The organism is Paenibacillus sp. FSL H8-0175, from assembly GCF_045040615.1.
GTDB classification, from domain to species: Bacteria; Bacillota; Bacilli; order Paenibacillales; family Paenibacillaceae; genus Paenibacillus_AQ; species Paenibacillus_AQ odorifer.
In genome coordinates this window covers 5,780,294-5,801,238 of record NZ_CP150299.1, presented here as the reverse complement: position 1 = coordinate 5,801,238, position 20,945 = coordinate 5,780,294, and the positions used below count along the sequence as shown (strand labels likewise).

12 protein-coding genes and 1 other annotated feature are annotated in these 20,945 nt (G+C 46.4%); of the genes, 6 read left to right on the top strand and 6 right to left on the bottom strand.

Annotation, left to right across the window (positions count from 1 at the left end):
* The first annotated feature begins 3 nt into the window (after nt 1-3).
* The 3 genes from MHH46_RS25740 to MHH46_RS25730 all read left to right on the top strand — a co-directional run bounded on the left by MHH46_RS25740 (nt 4) and on the right by MHH46_RS25730 (nt 7,277).
* On the top strand, nt 4-1,608 hold the full coding sequence (locus MHH46_RS25740; protein ID WP_076129208.1) for an extracellular solute-binding protein: 1,605 nt from the start codon (nt 4-6) through the stop codon (nt 1,606-1,608).
* 109 nt (nt 1,609-1,717) lie between these two features.
* A complete protein-coding gene (bglX, locus tag MHH46_RS25735; protein ID WP_076129209.1) occupies nt 1,718-3,886 on the top strand; it encodes a beta-glucosidase BglX in 2,169 nt (722 codons plus the stop codon).
* Between the two features lie 46 nt (nt 3,887-3,932).
* On the top strand, nt 3,933-7,277 hold the full coding sequence (locus MHH46_RS25730; protein WP_076195225.1) for a GH36-type glycosyl hydrolase domain-containing protein: 3,345 nt from the start codon (nt 3,933-3,935) through the stop codon (nt 7,275-7,277).
* 61 nt (nt 7,278-7,338) lie between these two features.
* On the opposite strand, the gene MHH46_RS25725 is transcribed toward MHH46_RS25730, so the two are convergent.
* Entirely contained in the window at nt 7,339-9,204 is a 1,866-nt protein-coding gene (locus MHH46_RS25725; RefSeq protein WP_076195227.1) for an arginine--tRNA ligase, read from the bottom strand.
* Nucleotides 9,205-9,244: 40 nt separating this feature from the next.
* Nucleotides 9,245-9,463 (bottom strand) — a binding site (T-box leader).
* A gap of 249 nt (nt 9,464-9,712) precedes the next feature.
* Between MHH46_RS25725 and MHH46_RS25720 the strand changes: the two genes are divergently transcribed.
* The 3 genes from MHH46_RS25720 (at nt 9,713) to MHH46_RS25710 (ending at nt 14,387) form a co-directional block, all read left to right on the top strand.
* Nucleotides 9,713-10,072, top strand: a complete 360-nt coding sequence (locus MHH46_RS25720) for a hypothetical protein (RefSeq protein ID WP_036687001.1) — start codon at nt 9,713-9,715, stop codon at nt 10,070-10,072.
* 45 nt (nt 10,073-10,117) lie between these two features.
* The gene (locus MHH46_RS25715; RefSeq protein ID WP_405132533.1) at nt 10,118-12,211 is read left to right on the top strand and encodes a collagen-like protein; all 2,094 of its coding nucleotides are present in this window, start codon (nt 10,118-10,120) and stop codon (nt 12,209-12,211) included.
* Between the two features lie 430 nt (nt 12,212-12,641).
* Nucleotides 12,642-14,387, top strand: coding sequence for an exosporium glycoprotein BclB-related protein (locus MHH46_RS25710; RefSeq protein WP_405132532.1), 1,746 nt, complete (start codon nt 12,642-12,644; stop codon nt 14,385-14,387).
* 73 nt (nt 14,388-14,460) lie between these two features.
* On the opposite strand, the gene MHH46_RS25705 is transcribed toward MHH46_RS25710, so the two are convergent.
* The 5 genes from MHH46_RS25705 to MHH46_RS25685 form a co-directional block, all read right to left on the bottom strand.
* A complete protein-coding gene (locus tag MHH46_RS25705) occupies nt 14,461-17,805 on the bottom strand; it encodes a DEAD/DEAH box helicase (RefSeq protein ID WP_076194549.1) in 3,345 nt (1,114 codons plus the stop codon).
* Between the two features lie 81 nt (nt 17,806-17,886).
* On the bottom strand, nt 17,887-18,576 hold the full coding sequence (locus MHH46_RS25700; RefSeq protein ID WP_076194546.1) for a TetR/AcrR family transcriptional regulator: 690 nt from the start codon (nt 18,574-18,576) through the stop codon (nt 17,887-17,889).
* Nucleotides 18,577-18,633: 57 nt separating this feature from the next.
* Entirely contained in the window at nt 18,634-19,683 is a 1,050-nt protein-coding gene (locus MHH46_RS25695) for an ABC transporter permease (RefSeq protein ID WP_076194543.1), read from the bottom strand.
* Nucleotides 19,680-20,411 (bottom strand): ABC transporter ATP-binding protein, encoded by a 732-nt coding sequence (locus MHH46_RS25690; RefSeq protein WP_076194541.1) that lies wholly within the window; start codon nt 20,409-20,411, stop codon nt 19,680-19,682. The genes MHH46_RS25695 and MHH46_RS25690 overlap by 4 nt, the downstream gene beginning before the upstream one ends.
* A gap of 2 nt (nt 20,412-20,413) precedes the next feature.
* Nucleotides 20,414-20,944, bottom strand: a complete 531-nt coding sequence (locus tag MHH46_RS25685) for a hypothetical protein (RefSeq protein ID WP_405132531.1) — start codon at nt 20,942-20,944, stop codon at nt 20,414-20,416.
* Between the last annotated feature and the right edge of the window lies 1 nt (nt 20,945).

Below are 20,945 nucleotides of genomic sequence, written 5' to 3'. Positions count from 1 at the left end.
AAAATGAATATTTTAAAAAGAAAATCTGTAAAGTCAATCCTTGCCGGTGTTTTATGTCTTACTCCAATCATGTTGGCAGCATGCTCAAGCTCAGACAACAATGCTAATAGCGGAAATTCAGGCAATCCAACAGATGGATATAAAGATGAGTTGAAGATTTCGTTAGCCAGTACCATTAAGACAACAGAATCTGATTTTGATAACGTGTATCATAAATATTTTACGGATAAGTTCAATATTAAATGGGATTACAACTATATTGAATGGGATTCATGGGCTGAGAAGCTTCGCCTATGGATTAACTCTGGTGATCTTCCTGACGTAGCAAGCTGGAACTATGTTCACGGTGATGCGCTTAATTACATTGATCAAGGGCTGCTGTACAAGCTGCCAGATGACTGGAAAGAACGCTGGCCGAATGTGGCAGCCGCTTATAAGCTGACAGGACTTGGCGATGAATTGGAGAAAGCGGTAGGTGGCACTTATGTTCTGCCAAGACCGGTATACTTTGAGAACAAGCCGGCAGATCCGCTCATTAACCAAATCGGAGTAATTGCTCTGCGTTCTGACTGGGCTAAAGCCGTTGGTTTTGAATTGAAGGATGCCTACACTACTACAGAACTGATGGAATTTGCTAGATTGCTTAAAGAGAAAGACCCTGGCAAGGTAGGAGATAAACTCATTCCTATTTCTTATGACATCAACGATGCTTTGACTAATATTGTAATGGCTAATAGCGTGCATTCCAGAGTAGAGTCAGCATTCTATAAAGATGCAGATGGCAAATACCAATGGGGTCCAGCCAACGATGAAACGTTAGCGGCACTGAAAGAACTTCAAACTACTTATAAAGAAGGATTACTGCACCCTGAGTTTTATACTTGGAAAAATGGTGAATCTGGCCAAAAGTTCACAGTTAACGGTGTTTCCGGTATTACGAGTCTAGGTGGTTTGGCTTCTTACAGAAAAGACATGGACGTTAAAATGAAAGATAACCTAGGTGTAAATAGTGATGACCTAGTACACACAGCTATTGTACTTGGCGATGACGGTAAATATCGTAACCTCGATCAAGTTAACTTCTGGTCTGCTGTAATCTTCTCGCCAGATATTAGCAAAGAGAAATTTGAACGGATTATGGACTTCATGGAATATACAACAAGTAAAGAAGGTCAATTGACCGTTAACTTGGGCTTTGAAGGAACAGACTGGAAAAAAGGCGAAAATGGCGAATTAATCAGCCTACTCCCTGAAGGAACAACATTGGATAAGAAATATCCGAACCGTTTTGAAGGACTGTATGTCTTGGCGGATGACTTTAGTGTCGTGAACCCTGCGATCAAAAAAGAATATCGCGATCGTTCTGTAGAACTGTTCAAGGAAAAAGCTGAGCTTGCGTTAAAAGACAAAGCAACGGCTGAATATGACTGGGACTACCAGTTGTATGATTCCAAGGCTAAAAATCAGGCTTCCTTTGACTATGCTACAGAATACACTAACCTGATTTTGAAACCAGGCGATCTAGAGGCGAACTGGAAAGAATGGGTTAAGAGCAAACAATCCCTCGTTCAGCCGGTTCTAGATGAACTAAACAATCTAAAAAAATAGCTTTCGCCCTATGCATGTAGGAATGAACCTACAGGACCCGCGTGCAATTCTTGCACACGGGTTTTTCCATTCATAGGCATCGGCAGAATTGAACAATGGAGGATTTGAAATGAATGAGCAGCAACTGACTACCTTGTTGAACCAGATGACGCTTGAAGAAAAGATTGCACAATTGCAGCAGCTAGCCGCTAATTTCTATGAAGGGGCAGAGGATGGAGGACAAATCACTGGCCCTATGGCATCCATGGGAATTACGGACCACATGATCGAGAGCAGCGGCTCTGTACTTGGTCTATCAGGTGCAGCGCAAGTCATTGCGGTTCAGGAAGCCCATTTACGCAAAAATAGATTGGGCATTCCCTTGCTGATGATGGCGGATATTGTGCATGGCTTCAAGACGATTTTTCCGGTCCCGCTGGCAATTGGCTGCTCTTGGGATATGGATCGCGCAGAGCTGAGCGCCGAGATTGCGGCTAAAGAAGCGGCAGTCTCCGGTGTGCACGTTACTTATGCGCCAATGGCGGATCTTGTACGGGACCCACGTTGGGGAAGAGTAATGGAATCTACAGGAGAAGATCCATATTTGAATGGTAGGTTTGCCCGTGCGTTTGTGCGCGGATTTCAAGGAAGCGACTTGACTGGTGATGTAGATCGTCTGGCGGCTTGTATTAAGCACTTTGCTGCCTATGGTCTATCCGAAGGCGGTCGTGATTATAATACGGTGGATTTATCGGAACGGCAGCTGCGTGAATATTATCTGCCGGCCTATCGTGCAGCACTGGATGAAGGTGCAGAAATGGTCATGACTTCATTTAATACGATTGATGGGATTCCGATAAGCGGCAACGTCAAGCTGCTTCGCCAGCTGCTTCGTGAAGAATGGGGATTTGATGGCGTATTGATTTCGGATTGGGGTGCAGTGAAGGAACTGATCCCACATGGTGTCGCCGAGGATGAGGCTGAGGCAGCACTTAAAGCCATCAAAGCTGGTGTAGACATCGAGATGATGACGGCTTGTTACGTTCATCAGCTTCCGGCGCTTGTTGCAGATGGACAAGTAGATGAGAAGATTATTGATGAAGCTGTGCTTCGTATTTTGAAATTGAAGCAAAGATTGGGCTTGTTCGAGCATCCGTTCCGCGGAGCTGACGTCGAGAAAGAGCGTGAGGTAATCTTCTGTGAAGATCATCGAAATGCGGCGCGTGAGTTGGCGGCTAAATCCTGCGTACTGCTCAAGAATGATCAGGTTCTGCCGCTTGCTGCAGAGCAACGGATTGCGCTAATTGGACCGTTTGCTACTAGCGGAGATATTCTTGGACCGTGGTCGTGGTTGGGTTCAACGGAAGAGGCAAGCCGTCTTGCACCAGCACTTCAAGCTCGCGCAGGTGCGGGTAAGATTACTGTTGCAGAAGGTTCTGGAGTCGATAGCTTTACAGAGGAACAGTGGCTGGAGGCGGAAGCGGCTGCTAAGCAAGCTGATGTGATTGTACTGGCGCTTGGTGAACATTCAGAGATGAGTGGAGAAGCGGGCAGCCGTTCAGATATCCGTTTGCCGGAAGCGCAGCTTGAGCTTTTACAACGTCTGAAACAGCTGAATAAGCCTATCGTGGTGGTGTTGTTTAATGGACGTCCACTAGACTTGGCCGGTGTGTACGAGCATGCAGATGCCATTCTGGAAGCTTGGTTCCCGGGCAGTGAAGGCGGAGCGGCAATTGCCAGTCTACTTTATGGAGATGAGAATCCTTCAGGAAGATTAACGATGTCTTTCCCGGTATCCGTTGGGCAGATTCCAGTCTATTACAATCATTTCAACACTGGACGCCCACTTCATGCTCCGGGTGCCGACAAACGTTATGTCTCGCAATACCTGGATATTCCTAATGAGCCGCTTTTGCCATTTGGTTTTGGACTGAGCTATACGTCATTTAGCTATAGTGAACCAATTCTGTCCGGTGAAATTATGACTGAAAATCAGCCTATTGAAATAAAAGTTACGGTGACCAATACTGGAGAAGTAGATGGGGAAGAGGTAGTGCAGCTGTATATCCGAGACATTTCCGGAGAGGTCGTCAGACCAATGAAGGAACTGAAGGATTTTGCCAAAATCAACCTCTCACCAGGGGAAAGTCGTGAAGTGACCTTTACACTTACCGAACAGCAGCTTCGTTACTATCATAGCGATCTAAGCTTTAGCAGCGATCCGGGACGATTTAAATTATTCGTCGGTTCGAACAGCAATGAGGTTAAAGAACGGGATTTTTGCTTAACATTAGCATAAGTAGAATATATACGGCAGTAACGCCGTAATGGAGGAAGTGTATAATATGACTACTAATTTGAATACTAACATCCGTTTAAACGCCGGGGATCTATCCTTCACTTTTACAAACAGCGGGGACTTGTTCCAAGTCCTCTATGAACGGACAATGATCAATCAATTGCTGCCAAGCATTGTGGATGGTTCATTATCCAATCTATATTTGCGAGTGCACAATGATGGAAACATTCAAGCCATTCCTTTGCTGGGCATTCATTCTTCAAGCACTGTACGTAAGGCTGGAAACCGTTTGGTTTGGGAAGGTACTGCGGAAAATATTGAATATCAAGTTATTTTCACCCCTACTGCAGGAGGAGCTTGGTTCTGGGATGTGAAGCTTACTGGACAAAATGCAGAGGTAGATCTCGTGTACGGACAGGATGTAGGGATTGCTGATATCGCTGCTGTCCGCAGTAATGAAGCTTACCTGTCACAGTATATCGATCATGCGGTATTTGAGGATCAATCCAACGGGTACGTTGTTTGCTCTAGACAGAATCAGCCGCAGGGCGGGAAATTCCCATATCTGCAACAGGGTTCACTTACCAAGGCAACAAGCTTCTCAACAGACGGTTTTCAATTCTTTGGACTGTCCTATAAAGAAACCAACCAACCAGAGAGCTTGGGTCGTGAGCAATTAAGTAATGAAATCTATCAATATGAATTCGCATATACTGCGCTGCAATCGGAACGGGTGAAGCTGAGCGGGGAAACACGGTTTGTGTTCTACGGATTGTTTAAGCAAGATCATCCAGAAGCGATCACTGCGCTAGAATTTGCTAATGATATTGCTGCGGCTTGGGATGCTGTTAAAGATTTACCTTTAGAAGCTGAAGCAGCACTTGAACGTTCTTTCTTCTCGAAGGAGCTGGGAGCACCGCTGGCTGCAGATTCGCTGACAGAGAAAGAGATCGAGGTCTTGTTTCCGGTTCGTTATCAGGAGGAGAGAGAAGGAGACACACTACTTTCCTTTTTCACTGAGAATTATGAGCACGTAGTATTAAAAGAGAAAGAAATGCGCGTAGAACGGCCACACGGCCATATCCTGATGAGTGGGGATAACGCTCGACTTAATGATAAGGTCATCACAACAACTTCTTATATGTACGGGATCTTTAACTCCCAAGTGGTAATTGGAAATACCAATTTCAACAAGCTAATGTCCAATCCAAGAAATGCGCTTAACATTCCAAAAGCTTCAGGACAACGCATTTATGTAGAGTGGAACGGTGAATATCGTTTGCTGACCATGCCTTCTCTATTTGAGGTTGGTTTCAACTATGCTCGTTGGTATTACAGAACAGAGGGTGAATGCTTCATTATTACGAACTACACCACCGAAGATTCGCCAGAGATATTCCTGAATGTGCGTTCGGAAAGCGGACGAGCTTATCGTTATTTAGTCACTAATCAAATCACTATGAACGTTAATGAATACGAGCTTCCATATCAATCTAAGCAAGAAAGTGGAGCAGTAATCTTCTCCGCTGACAGAAGCGCACTAAGTGCTGGTGAATATCCTGACTTACAGTATAAATTACAGGTACAGGGTGCGGTGTTAACTCTGCAGGATGAAGGTAGACTTGTCTCTCCTGTTCAACCAACTGAAGCGCCGTTAGCAGTTCTGGAGCTGTCTGCCAGCAGTGAATGGACCTTGAATATTCAAGGGCTTCTGGATGGTAAGTCACTTGCTCCAAGAAATCGTTCAGCTGAGGAAGAAATTTCTGCTTATCGCGCGTTTTATGCTGGTGTGATGAATGGCTTCCGCCTGACGCTTGGGGACGGAACAGAAGGTGAACTGTTTAAGGTTAACGCTCTGACTTGGTGGTACACACATAACATGCTGGTTCACTATTCGGTTCCACATGGTTTAGAGCAATATGGTGGCGCTGCTTGGGGAACCCGGGATGTATGTCAGGGACCTGTGGAATATTTCATGGCTACGCAAAAATACGAACAGGTTCGGGAAATTTTGCTGACGCTGTATAGTCATCAATATGAAGATGATGGCAACTGGCCACAGTGGTTCATGTTTGATAAATACACGAAGATACAACAAGAAGAAAGTCATGGAGATATTATTGTATGGCCGCTTAAGGTGCTTGGAGACTACTTGGCAGTAACTCAGGATTACAGCATCTTGGGAGCAACAGTACCGTATACCCGTAAGCACAGCTTTGACTTTACAGAAGAAAAGGCGACGTTGCTGGATCACGCACGGAAGGAAATTGCTTATATTAAGGATCATTTCCTGCATGACACACATCTGTCTTCTTACGGTGATGGAGACTGGGATGATACGCTCCAGCCTGCAAATCCACAGCTGAAGCAGTATATGGTCAGCAGTTGGACAGTGGCACTTACCTATCAGACACTTAATCAGTTCTCAGAGGTGCTTCGTTCAGTTGATCAAGCTGAGGCAGAGGAACTGAAGGCGATGGTGGAAGGGATCCGTAAGGATTTCCATACTCATATGCTTCAATCCGAAGTGATTCCTGGCTTCCTGTATATGGAAGACCCTGAGCAAATTAAACTTATGGTGCACCCAAGTGACACAGAAACAGGTATTCAGTACCGTCTGCTGCCTATGACGCGCAGTATGATCAGTGAGCTGCTTACTCCGGAACAGGCCGAAGCACACTATGATGTCATTCAGGATAAACTATTCTGCCCTGACGGTGTGCGTCTGATGAATCGTCCAGCTCAATATGTTGGCGGGGTCAGCACTCATTTCAAACGTGCGGAGCAAGCGGCTAACTTTGGCCGGGAAATTGGACTTCAGTATGTGCATGCACATATCCGTTATGTAGAGGCTATGGCTAAGCTCGGTAAAACCGATCAGGTCTGGAAGGGTCTGGCAGCGATTAATCCGATCGGAATCCGCGATGTGGTGCCAAACGCTGAACTACGTCAAGCTAACTCCTATTTCAGTAGCTCGGATGGTAAATTTAACACCCGTTATGAGGCACAGGAGAATTTCGATAAACTGCGCAATGGTGACGTAGCTGTTAAAGGTGGCTGGAGAATCTATTCCAGCGGTCCTGGGATCTATATGAACCAGTTAATCTCGAATGCACTGGGGATCCGTACGGAAGGTGGAGACTTAATTGTTGACCCTATTCTGCCGGAATCGCTGGATGGAATGCACTTTAGTTTTGAATATGCAGGCACTAAGGTAGACTTTATCTATCACCTTACAGGTCGTGAGATCAGTCAAATTACTATCAACGGTACGGAAGTGCAAACAGAAGGTACACCTAACCGCTATCGTAGTGGTGGTGTTCGCATCAAACGTGCGGACTTTGATCGTCTCAGCACGGAAGCTGGAAATGTGATAGAGATTTATAAGTAACATTATATATAGAAGGGCAATCTCCGCGTTAAGCGCGGAAATTGCCCTTTTTTTGTATCTTCTACATTCGGTTCGGTGTCGGTAACCCAAGCACTTCGAGCACATCTCCCAAGATGTCCTTGAATCTTGAAGTAAGCCAGAGGCGGAATTCGATCGTAGCTGGATCGCCTTTTAGAATCGGACATACAGAATAGAAGTTGTTGAACAGGGTAGCTAAGGTATGTGCGTAAGTGCAGAGCGTATTTGGCGTCAACTCTATACTTGCTGAATGTAATGTCTCCGGCCAGAGGTTTAGCTGTCTTAGCAGCGCAAGCTCTGCTTTTTCCAATTCGGAAGGGAACTGAAGCTGTGCGGCAGCTGTAAGGATTGGGATCGTAGCTTTACTCAAAACGCTTGTCGCACGCGCAAAAGTATACATCAGATAAACTCCGGTATTGCCGGATATTTCGGTAGCCTGTTTGAAATCAAACACGATTTCCGTTCCTAAATTAAACCGTAGCAGATAGTAGCGAATCGCAGCAGTGGCAATCAATCGGCTGGAGAGGCCGTCTTTATCGGAACGTGAGTGCTCAATGTTCTGTTCCATAAGCTCCACCAGATCGCTTACCTTAATCCCGATTCCCTGGCGTCCGGACATAGCATAAGAAGTTTTGCCTTCTGAAATATCTATACCCAGCTCGGCCGCCGAGGCGGGACTAAGAGATACAACACCATAACTCACATGATGGAGTTTGTCTGCTTGCTCGTTATAACCTAGTGCCCCTAAGGCTTGCTTAACCATCTGTTGTGGATATTCCTGTCTGTAATCGATCACATTGATGACTCTGTCCGCCTGCCCATAAGATTCTTGGGTTCCAGTTAATCCAGTTGTCCATAAACCGGACGAGAATTCGCTATAGGAGAAATCTTTGGTCAAAAGACCAAATTTCCAGAGATGATAGGCAATATCTTTGGCTGTATACGTTAAAATCCCATTCGAACGCACCAGCACCTTATCGAGCTGATGCTCCTCTGAATCCGCTCCAATGTTAGCCTCTGTTCCTTGCTTCAGCACCCAGCAGCCTGCGAGTTTACCTTCAGTCTCTTGTACAAAAACGGCTGTCTGCTTCAGTAGCTCAGCTGCGGCTGCCCAAAATCCCTCTTTTAAAATACTGCTCTCCCATACCAGCAAATCATAATAAATCCCAAAATGTTTCATTTCCTCTACATGCTCTCTAACGATGCGTTCAGCTACAAGGTTGCCCAGCCAGGCTTCGTTACCGCCCCCTTGTTCAAGGGAGTGCAGTATATCTGTGCGCTTATGTGTCATCTCAGGGTTCAGCGCATATTCTTTGTTCACTTTGGCATAAAGATCCCAGCAAAAATCACCGAAACGTTGGTGTTCCCCTTCTAAAGATATATTTAATAATCCAACAACTGTATCCGCCAGCTGATTGCCGAGATCATCAATGTAGTTATGGACCTCTACGTTATACCCAGTTCTTTTCATAATTCTGACTAGAGTATCGCCGATACAGGCGTTTCTTAGATGACCTACGTGGGCGGCTTTGTTGGGGTTGATAGAAGTGTGCTCGATGATGACTTTTTCCCCAGTGCTGGCAGGCAGTTCAAAGGAATGTTCAGCCCAGCTTTGCCAATTCATATACAAATTGATAAATCCGGGAGCAGCGACTTCAACTTTTTGTAAAAGACCGGCGAAGCGCCCTTGGAATTGAAGCTCTGCTTTCACTAATTCTGCTATGACCATTGGGGATTTACGTAGAGTTTTGGCTAGCTGCATAGCAATATTGCATGAATAATCACCATGTTCTAGATTTGCTGGCTGTTCGATCAGAATGGCAATGTCCTCTGGATAGTCAGCTCCTAAGGTATTGAATACACGTTGTACACTGTGCTCGATTCCGTCTTTGATGATTTGATTTAACATGGTATACCCTCCTTTGAAAATACAAAAAAGCCCTCGTCTCAAAAGAGACGAGGGCTTTAGCGCTCGCGGTACCACTCTCGTTGCTGAACAAGTTGTTCAGCCACCTTACGGGATAACGGCCTTCAGCCGGGACTTCCTACTAAGGTTCAGAAGTCCATCTCACGGGTGCGCTTCATTAAAGGGATCTGTACCGGCTTACACTCTCCCGGCTCGCTGAGGACTAGATCTCGTTAATTACTCTCCCGCTCATCGATGCTTAATTAATTTTTACCAGTATACCTAATATTTCATAAAAAGCAATAGTGGTTAGCTTCTTAACAATCTTGGTTGCTCTTTGTTGTTAGATTATCAGTTTAGTAGATTATAAATTTGGAAAAAGAAGGCTGTCTTGTTATAGGACTAGCTGTTCCTTTGCACAACAGTCCACACGCTAACTCAAGCCAAGGAATATTACTATACGGAGCCACTAATCTTTCAATTTGTAGTGGAAGGGAGGAGTGAATAAAACATGGCTATTTTTTCTACTGGACCTATAGATAACAGCCCGATCCTAGGGGTCAGACCGTCGCAACTGGTAACCGTAAAAGTAGTTAATCGGGATTCTCTTAATCCTTATAATCTAGTTATTCAAGGTTTCCTTCTTAACGGATCAAGAACGATGTATGTGAATGAAACAGTAAATCTAGCACCTAATCAAGTTTTAACTAAGAACTATTTTGCCGACTTGGACGCATTTGAATTTGTGTTTACAACAGTAGAAGCAGTTGAAGCAGAGGTTGGGATTTCAGTCTGGGGAAAACAGAACTCGGGGGCATTGGTAGATCCTCATCGCATAGTTGCGTGGGAGAAGCAGGCAGTATTAATTTAATAATTATTTTTGTGACACAGTTAACGTTAAAGGAGTGATGAGAAATTGAGTTATTTATCTACCGGACCGATAGACAATAGTATGGTAGGGGGTGTAAGACCTACTCAGCATGTTACTGTCAAAATTGATAACCGAAGTGACATTGATTCATCAATGGCTCTTGTTCAAGGATACTATATGGATGGGACAAGAACTTTATATGTAAGCGAGCTGATAAATGTAGCACCTAATGAAGTTATAACACGTGATTATTATGGCGATTTTGATGCGTTCGAATTTATTTTTACAACTACAAGTCTGGTAGATGATCCGATTCAAATCTCAGTATGGGGAAAAAATAGCGTTGGCCAGATTGTGACTGCCCATCGACTTGTACATGCAGAATTGCTTGGTGTAACGCAAGGAATAACTGGCGCGACCGGGGCGACTGGTGCAACGGGAGCGGATGGAGCAACAGGAGCAACGGGAGCGACCGGCGCAGGAGAGACTGGAGCTACTGGTGCAGATGGAGTGACTGGGGCGACTGGTGCAACGGGAGCGGATGGAGCAACTGGAGCGACTGGAGCGACTGGAGCAGGAGAGACTGGGGCAACAGGTGCCGATGGAGCTACAGGTGCAACTGGTGCAACCGGAGCGGATGGAGTAACTGGAGCGACCGGAGCAGGAGAGACTGGGGCGACAGGAGCCGATGGAGCTACAGGTGCAACAGGAGCCGATGGAGCAACGGGTGCAACAGGAGCGACCGGAGCAGGAGAGACAGGTGCAACAGGTGCAGATGGAGTGACTGGTGCAACGGGAGCGGATGGAGCAACGGGTGCAACGGGAGCAGACGGAGCAACCGGGGCGACCGGAGCAGGAGAGACTGGGGCAACAGGAGCAGATGGAGCTACAGGTGCAACAGGAGCAACGGGAGCAGACGGAGCAACGGGAGCGACTGGAGCAGGAGAGACTGGGGCAACAGGAGCAGATGGAGCTACAGGTGCAACAGGAGCAACGGGAGCAGACGGAGCAACGGGAGCGACTGGAGTCGATGGAGCAACTGGGGCGACTGGTGCAACGGGAGCTGACGGAGCAACGGGAGCGACCGGAGCAGGAGAGACTGGAGCTACAGGAGCAAACGGAGTAACTGGTGCAACGGGGGCGACTGGTGCAACCGGAGCAGGAGAGACTGGTGCTACGGGTGCAACGGGAGCAACGGGAGCAGACGGAGCAACTGGAGCGACCGGAGCAACGGGTGAAACAGGAGTAACCGGAGCGACTGGAGTAGCAGGAGCAACGGGAGCAACAGGAGTAGCTGGTGTAACCGGAGCAACGGGTGAAACAGGAGTGACCGGAGCAACAGGAGTAGCTGGAGCAACGGGAGCAACGGGAGTGACCGGAGTGACTGGAGTAGCTGGTGTAACCGGAGCAACGGGTGAAGCTGGAGTGACCGGAGCGACTGGAGTAGCAGGAGCAACGGGGGCAACAGGAGTAGCTGGAGTAACGGGAACAACGGGAGTAACAGGAGCGACTGGAATAGCTGGTGTAACCGGAGCAACAGGAGTAGCTGGTGTAACTGGAGCAACAGGAGTTGGAGTGGCCGGAGCTACCGGAGCAACTGGGCTCACTGGTGCAACAGGTGCAACCGGAGTAACTGGAGCTACAGGTCCGAACATTCAACAAGAAGGGTTTTCTGCTTTCAAGCCCTCATTGGCAATTTCCACATCTACACAATTAACTGGCTGGACTGTGACAACACCTTTTTATGATAGCCCGTCTTTCGACGAAGTTGGCGGAAATTATACCATTCCGACAACTGGTAGATATTCGATTGAAGCGACTATCAATTATTCTACAACTGCCTCACTTTCTATCAGTCTTGGTGCTGGAGTTAATCCGGCTTTCGTAGTTCAGAGAACTTCTCCTACTGCAACAAATCTGGTAAGTGGGTTGTTCCCAGTACTTGATGTGAATGTTGCACTTATATTAGATTTGAGAGCAATTTTGGGAAGTGGTACTGTGACGCTGGCTGGAGAATTTGCATTAACCGCAGGTGATGTGATTGGCTTGTTCTATGTGGCAAATGGTTTGACGGTTCCTTTGAATTTGGGTGGAGCGAACTCAGCAGGTATCGTCTGGTCTGTTCATGAATTAACTTAAGCTTATTTATCTTCAAGTTCAGTGTTTATAACAGGGGTAATTCGGTAGCCGTTAGTGTGGCTCTCGGGTTACCCCCTGTTTTGTTGGCATATGTTATAAGTCGACTGGAATGTTGCTTATTAGATTCTTATTCTATTAAACCAGTACGGATTTTCAGCTTATTTTAATAAATCAAATATGTGTAATAGTAGTTTTTAAATGGATGTCCACACCTTAATTCAAAACAAGAATAGTACTATAAAGAGCCAAAAAATATGAACTAATTTTCTAGGCTCATAGATTATCAACTTAGAGTAGGTGGGAGGAATGATTATAGATAAAAACACATTTTATACAAAGCTATTGAGGAGAATCTTGTTCGATTGATTTGATTTTTGAAATTCAAATAATACGAGTATTTTAAAATCTATACAAAATGAGGTGTTGAAAATTGAGTCAACTATCTACTGGTCCCATAGAAAATAATCTGGTAGGGGGTGTAAGACCTACTCAGCTTGTTACTCTTAAAATTGTCAATCAGAGCGATGACACTCCGTCAACAGTTCAAGTCGAAGGTTATTATATGAATGGGACAAGAACTTTATATGTAAGTGAGCTGGTTAATGTAGCTCCTAATCAAGTAATTACTAATGATTATTATGCAAACTTTGATTCATTTGAATTTTTATTCACAACACCAATTATGATTGATGATCCCATTCAAATTTCAGTTTGGGGGAAAAGCAGCACAGGTCAATTAGTGACTGCTCACCGCCTTGTCTACTCTGAATTATATGGAGAAAATATAGGAATTACAGGTGCTACTGGAGCTACTGGAGCTACAGGAAGCGTTGGTGCAACGGGAGCGACAGGTGCTGGCGTAACCGGAGCCACAGGTGCTGGAGTAACGGGAGCGACAGGAAGTGCAGGGGCAACGGGAGCGACAGGAACTGCTGGAGCAACGGGAGCCACAGGTGCTGGAGCTACTGGAGCTACAGGAAGCGTCGGAGCAACGGGAGCAACAGGAAGCACTGGAGCAACGGGAGCGACAGGTGCTGGCGTAACCGGAGCAACAGGAACTGCTGGAGCAACGGGAGCAACAGGAAGCACTGGAGCAACGGGAGCGACAGGTGCTGGCGTAACCGGAGCAACAGGAACTGCTGGAGCAACGGGAGCGACAGGAACTGCTGGTGTAACGGGAGCGACAGGAAGTGCTGGTGTAACGGGAGCAACGGGAACTGCTGGAGCAACGGGAGCGACAGGTGCTGGCGTAACCGGAGCAACAGGAACTGCTGGAGCCACGGGAGCGACAGGAACTGCTGGTGTAACGGGAGCGACAGGAACTGCTGGAGCCACGGGAGCGACAGGAACTGCTGGAGCAACGGGAGCGACAGGAACTGCTGGAGCCACGGGAGCGACAGGAACTGCTGGAGCCACGGGAGCGACAGGAACTGCTGGCGTAACGGGAGCGACAGGAACTGCTGGCGTAACGGGAGCGACAGGAAGTGCTGGAGCCACGGGAGCGACAGGAACTGCTGGCGTAACGGGAGCGACAGGAACTGCTGGTGTAACTGGAGCGACAGGAACTGCAGGAGCAACGGGAGCAACAGGAACTGCAGGAGCAACGGGAGCGACAGGAACTGCTGGTGTAACTGGAGCAACAGGTGCTACTGGTTCAGGTGCAATTATTCCATATTCTTCTGGTCTTCCAGTAGCAATGACCACTGTATTAGGGGGGCTTTTGAATACTTCAAGTGCAGTTGGTTTTGGTAGCAGTGCAACCAATATCAGTATTACAGGCGGTACTATAGATCTCACCGGAGCGGCTGGAACCTTGCTGAACTTTGCGTTCTCGGTTCCTAGAACTGGAACGCTTACGTCTATGGCAGCCTATTTTAGTGCGACAGCTTCCGTTAGTTTAGTGGGGTCTACGGTAACAATCACGGCTCAATTATACAGATCTACTACACCTAACAATACCTTCACAGCAGTACCTGGGGCTTTAGTTACGTTAAGTCCTCCGCTTACAGGATTAATTGCTCTTGGAACTATTAGCAGTGGTAATACCACAGGTTTGAGCATCCCTGTAACTGTGGGAGAACGCTTGTTGTTGGTCTTCACTTCGACGGTCACGGCTGGCATTGACGTTGCAACAACTGTTGCTGGCTATGCTAGTGCAGGAGTTACAATCGCATAATCTGAAGAAAAAGGGATATCCCGATAGCCCTATGGGCTGCAGGATATCCTGATTTTTTCTCCAATATTGTTATTTAGATCATCAGAATCTCCCGGATATCTTGCTCTGTAAGGGTAGACAGGCTTTCTTGACCTGGCTGGATGACCTCATCAATCAAGTTCTTTTTCTTCTGCTGCAGCTCATACATCTTGTCCTCTACGGTGCCTTGGGTGACGAGACGAATTACTTGCACTACATTTTTCTGCCCAATCCGGTGAGCCCGATCCGCAGCTTGCTGCTCGACGGCAGGGTTCCACCAAAGATCGTAAAGGATTACAGTGTCTGCCCCAGTTAGGTTGAGCCCAGTCCCGCCGGCCTTTAAGGAGATTAAGAAAATATCACGCTCTCCTTCATTAAATTTATTACATAAATCTACTCGTTGAGAAACAGGCGTTTGACCATCTAAATAAAAGTATGGAATGCCCTGATATCCTAGTTCACGTCCAATCAGGCCGAGCATCTCTGTGAATTGTGAGAATACTAACATACGTTTACCCGAACTGCGACATTCTTCTATAATTTCGAGCAGCTGCTCGAATTTAGCAGAGCTTCCTTCATATCCATCGACAAAAAGAGCAGGGTGGCAGCACAACTGGCGCAGACGAGTTAGTCCCGCCAGAACTTTGATCCGATTATTATTGCCGAAGCTATCTTGGGTCAAATGCTTAAGCGCCTCTTTTTTCAAACGGGCGAGATAAGCTACATATAACTTTTTTTGCTCCGGCAGCAGTTCACATGCTTGTACGGATTCGATTTTGTCCGGAAGTTCCTTTAACACATCACTCTTTAAGCGCCGCAGCAAAAAGGGACGCGCCCGCTTCGCAACCGTTTCTCTTGGTAAATCATGAAAAGCTTTTTTGCCTGGAAACAACCCAGGGAACACGGTGCCGAAAATGGACCATAAATCTTCCAACGCATTCTCCACGGGAGTACCCGTAAGTGCAAAACGGTGCCGGGCTTGAAGCGCCATTACAGCTTGGGCTGTCTGTGTAGTATGGTTTTTTATAGTTTGTGCTTCATCGAGAATCAGAGTATGAAAAGACTTTTTAGCATACAGCTGAACATCTCTGCGAAGCAACGGATAAGAAGTGATGATTACATCAGCTTTTACTGTATTTTTTAAAATCCGCCCGCGTTCAATTAGACTACCGTCTGCAATGACAGCTTTGATCTCTGGTGTGAATTTTTTAAGCTCATTAAGCCAGTTATAAGTGAGAGACGCAGGAGCGACAATTAGGGCAGGCAGTCCATTCTGGCGTATCTCTGGAAGTTCTGACAGGAGAAAAGCGATACTTTGCAGCGTTTTGCCTAACCCCATATCATCCGCCAAAATACCACCAAAACGGTAATGGGCCAACGTCTTCAGCCACTGAAACCCATACTGTTGATAATCCCTTAGCACAGGAACCAGACTGTCAGGTATAGGAAAATCAAGATTCTCAGGATTCCGCATGTTCGCAAGTAACCTTTTAAAGGATCTGCCCAGCTTAATGGAGTCACTCTTAGCATCCGTGGAGGTCAAATGTAACCCGCGAACAACGGGCAGAGAAAATTCCACCCCTTTGATCTCACCTTCCCGGATGCCTATATCATTCATAAAGGTAATGATTTCTTGAAGCTCCTCGCTCTCCAGTGGTAGCAGGGCCCCATCAGGCAAGCGGTAGTATTTGCGTTTTTCCTGCAGGGATTTCAGAACCATAACAATCTCAGCTTCTGGAATCCCGCCCATATCGAATTTAAAATCAAGCCAGTCCGTCTTTTCATTCCAACTAATGCTCACCTTTGGGGGTGTAGTGCTCGTGAACAGTCTTGCTTTGACTGCGGAGGTCGCATAGACCGAAAGCAGCGGTTCCAGCAGCGGAATGGTATGGTACAAAAAATCGTACTCGCCCTCTTCGTCTGTCATAATGTATCCGCCCTCGGTTTTAGCGAAGGATTCGTGCTCCATCAGCTCCAGAATGCGGGCTTCTCCCTCCCCGTCTCGCAAAAGAATCAAATTCGTCCCGCGAACATGGGCTTTTTCATCTAAGGGATTGATCACAATGTCACCATATTGGAACTCTAGTCCGGCGAGCAGCCGATCTCTCACACGATCCAGATAAAGTCTCGCGATAAGCCTATGCTGAACAATCCGATCCGCAATGGAGTCGGCGATATGGACGTTGCCCAGCTTTTTCAGACCAGGAATAACCTTATCCATAAAAGACTCCATTTGCTCATGGGCAATATCGATGCCATTTCGGCGGGAGGAATCCAGCATTTTTTTCATTTCAGCAAGGCGTATGCATTCTTGAGGGGATAGCTTCAGCAACTTACCTTCCGATAGTACTATCCCGTAATCTTCTAAGACCGAAATCTGCTCAAGTCCTTGAATATCCAGATGATATCCATCCTCTTCTGCCTGTTCAAATTCAAAGCTGAGTGGAGGCGCCTCATTAGACACAAGGATGCCTTCGTACAGCACCTCTTCTTGTTGCAAAAATACCGAAGAGACCTCTGAAAGCGCAGGCTGAAGCGACTCCCAGAAAAAAGGAGGGACGGCCAGCAAACGATCTCCCCCAACACTTCCCCCATAAGGTGAGTAAGGAGTTACGTTATCGCGGTACATTTTTTCATTTAATACAATATCAATCAGCTTCTGTAGAACAACATTGTCTTCCTTCCGAAAGCTGTAAATGGCAGGATCATAGATAAAATGTTTCGAGAACTCAAAGGATTCTCCGCGGTGTACGCTTTCTAGAAATCCCCTTATTTTCTGAACAATATATAGACGTTTTGGACCGACTTTCATTTCTATACCCAGCATGGTGTGGCTGTAACTATAAGTGAACGGCTTGCATGTAAACTCTATATTTAGAGGAAGTCTGTTATCTACAAAAGCCCCCGTACCGCTAGGACGCGGTGTATGGTTGCTGAACATCCCCAGTAGGCTGCTCACGAGCTGTTGATCTCTGGACTTTCCCCCGTTGTCTTGCGCAGTATCTGTAAAAATACGTGGGGTTAGAATCTCAGTATCTTCTATAGAGGACAGGTGCGAAGCTCCGGTAGGCTCTGAACGATCTCGGCCAGTTTTAAGGGCGTCAACGTTGATCAGCACAGCCGCGATATGTTTACAGAATGGCCCCCCATGGGAGTAGGCTGGACAATTACACTCTGCCTGGACATCCCCATCAATATCAATGACCACCATAACTTCATAGTCGATCGCCCCCTGAACAATGGCTTCATATCGAGAGCGGGGCAAATCTGGAATGGAGTCATTGTATTCTTCAACTTCAATTATATCGACACTTTCAGTTTGGTAATAAGCTAATCCTTTTTCAAAAATAGACTTGCCGCACAGCAGTTTGATTACCCGTTCTGATACACTAAAGCCCATAACATAATTCCTTCCTCATAACTTGATCTTGAAAAGCCCGAATTTAATATAGTACTTATGATAACAGAACGGGCGTGCGCATCAAATAGGGGGTGTTGTTTTACTTATTCCATGCATGATAAAAGCGATCGTCAGGTTGATTTCTTCCTCGTCGTTCCAGTCCTTATCTGGCTGCAGCAGCAAGCGATTCATCAAATAACCTACGACAGATGAGAGTGTGAAGCGTATAAGTGTGGGTGTAGGCACCTCGATGATTTCACCCTTTTCCTTAAAATGTTCAACAATATCAATCACGCGCTCCAGTATTTTGCTAAGAATATTCTCTACAAACTGCGCTCTAACTGTTGGCTGAAAAGGAATCTCCTGAATAAGAATCTTAAGAATTTTAAAATTCTTGCGGGCGAAATCCAGCCGATTGATCATAAATGCCCGCAGGAACTCCTCAAAGCTGTCGTAGGGCATATCAAGCACGCCGTTGAAATTCCGCAGCACAAAAGGCGCAAGCATGCGACTCATGGTAGGACCTACTATGGCAAGCAGCAGATCATTTTTAGTATTGTAATAGCGAAAAATCGTTCCCTCCGCCACGCCCGCCTTCTGAGAAATTTCACTCGTTGAAGTCGCAGAGTATCCTTTTTCGGAGAATACCTCAATCGCCGCTTGTAGAATAGAAATCTGCTTCGGTGTCAGTTTCTCGTCTTTGCCAAGGGTCAGCAGCTCTTCTATCCACTGCTCTTCTATATTTTGTTCCCTAGAAACTTCCTCTTTCATTACAATAGCCCTCCATGCTTGATTCATTTTGTTTCAATGATAATAGTTTTTGTGAAGTTACATTTTGCGATGCTTGCGCAGTGCCAATACATTCAGCAGCATAAATAGCAGCGAAAATCCTATTAGTACATAGACATCCAGTGCAATTGCGCTCCATCCTTTGCCACGGACCATAATGTCCATCAGAGCTTCTGATCCGTAATAGATCGGTGTAGCGAGGCCAACGCGCTGGAGCCACAGTGGAAGGGTATCAAGCGGGAATAATCCACTGAGGAAGATTTGTGGCACTATAATGAGCGGAATGAACTGAATCATCTGCAACTCATTGGCTGCAAAAGCCGACAGCAGTGTGCCCAACGTCAGCGCTGTCATCGATAGGAGTAATGTTATCAGCAATACGTAACCAAAGCTGCCTGTCATCATAATGCCAAGAATCTGTATGGAATACCATGAGATCAATAGCGCCTGAAAAACGGTAAATATGCCGAAACCACATACATACCCCATCACAATCTCCCATCTTTTCAATGGAGTCGAAAGTAGGCGTTCAAGCGTGCCTGTGGTTCGTTCCCTTAAGAAGGATACACCTGCAATCAAGAATACGAAAAAGAAAACAAATACGCCAATCATAATGGGACCGAAACGGTCGATTGTCTTCATATTCTCAGAACCGTAAAGATAGCTGATCTGCGGCTGTAATTGTTCCTTTGTGCTTGGAAGAAGCTTCTGGGAGATTTGTTGAAGCGTCATGATTACTGCCTTGTTGGCTGTAGGGTTGCTACCTTCTAGCAGCACTTGAGGCGTAACTTGCGAATCTCCGGCGGTTCCGTTCAAAGTGATCAAAGCGTCAATTTTCCCTTCTACTAAAGCGCCTTTTCCCAGCTCTGAGCTGGCATATTCTTTGATGATGGCATTTTGTTCTTTTAACGCAGCTGACATATTTAGAGGTACACCGGACACACCGATTTTGGGTTCATAGGCGTCACCGTTGAAGACCAAGCTCATTAAGCTTAGAACGAGGAGTGGTGCAATGAACATTAATGCCATTGTTCTTTTATCTTGAATGAATTGTCGCAAAATCCTTAAGGTGATCGCTCGGATTCTCATGAACGCACACCTCCATAATATAAAAAGGCTTCTTCAATAGAAGCTGAACAGGTGGCTTGCAGCAGTCCGGCAGGCGTGTCGGCGGCAAGTAGCTTGCCATCACGGATCATTCCGAGCCGGTCACATTTTTCAGCTTCATCCATGACATGCGTGGTCAGCACAATAGTGGTGCCTTTCTGGTTCAGCGCTTTTAGTTCCTTCCAGATGGATAGCCGCAGCACCGGGTCTATGCCAACTGTAGGTTCATCAAGAATAAGCAACGGCGGTTCATGCAGCAGCGCGATCGCCAATGATAAGCGGCGTTTCATCCCGCCGGAGTATTGGTCTACTCTTTTTCTTAAATGATCTTGTAAATTAACGATCTCCATTACGGCTGTGATGCGTTTGGAGCGTTGCTCCCCCTTTAGTCCATATAGCGCTGCAAAAAACTCCAGATTCTCCTTCGCGCTAAGCTCCGTGTACAAGGCATCAGACTGGGCCATATACCCAATCTGTTGCAGCATAGTCAGCTTCGGCATCGTCACGCCAAGTATTTTCACCTCGCCGGAGGTTACCTCATCGATACCTGTAAGCAGCTTCACTAATGTTGTTTTTCCTGAGCCCGATGGCCCTAGTATGCCAAAGGTTTCCGCACGTTCCACTTGAAGCGAAATATCCTCGAGCACCTGTTTCTCTCCAAACGCTTTCCCGACATGGCTCACTGAAATAACTGGAATCTCTGAACCCATGTTTATCTCCTCGATTCTGAATGTTCTGGGATACTTACTTGAGTTGAAGGTGTAGAAGGTGTAGAAGGTGTAGAAGGTGTAGAAGGTGTAGATGGTGATGGTGTGGTGATGGTGATGGTGATGGTGATGGTGATGGTGATGGTGATGGTGATGGTGATGGTGATGGTGATGGTGATGGTGATGGTGATGGTGATGGTGATGGTGATGGTGATGGTGATGGTGATGGTGATGGTGATGGTGATGGTGATGGTGATGGTGATGGTGATGGTGATGGTGATGGTGATGGTGATGGTGATGGTGATGGTGATGGTGATGGTGATGGTGATGGTGATGGTGATGGTGATGGTGATGGTGATGGTGATGGTGATGGTGATGGTGATGGTGATGGTGATGGTGATGGTGATGGTGATGGTGATGGTGATGGTGATGGTGATGGTGATGGTGATGGTGATGGTGATGGTGATGGTGATGGTGATGGTGGTGGTGATGGTGATGGTGATGGTGATGGTGATGGTGATGGTGTTGAACTGCATT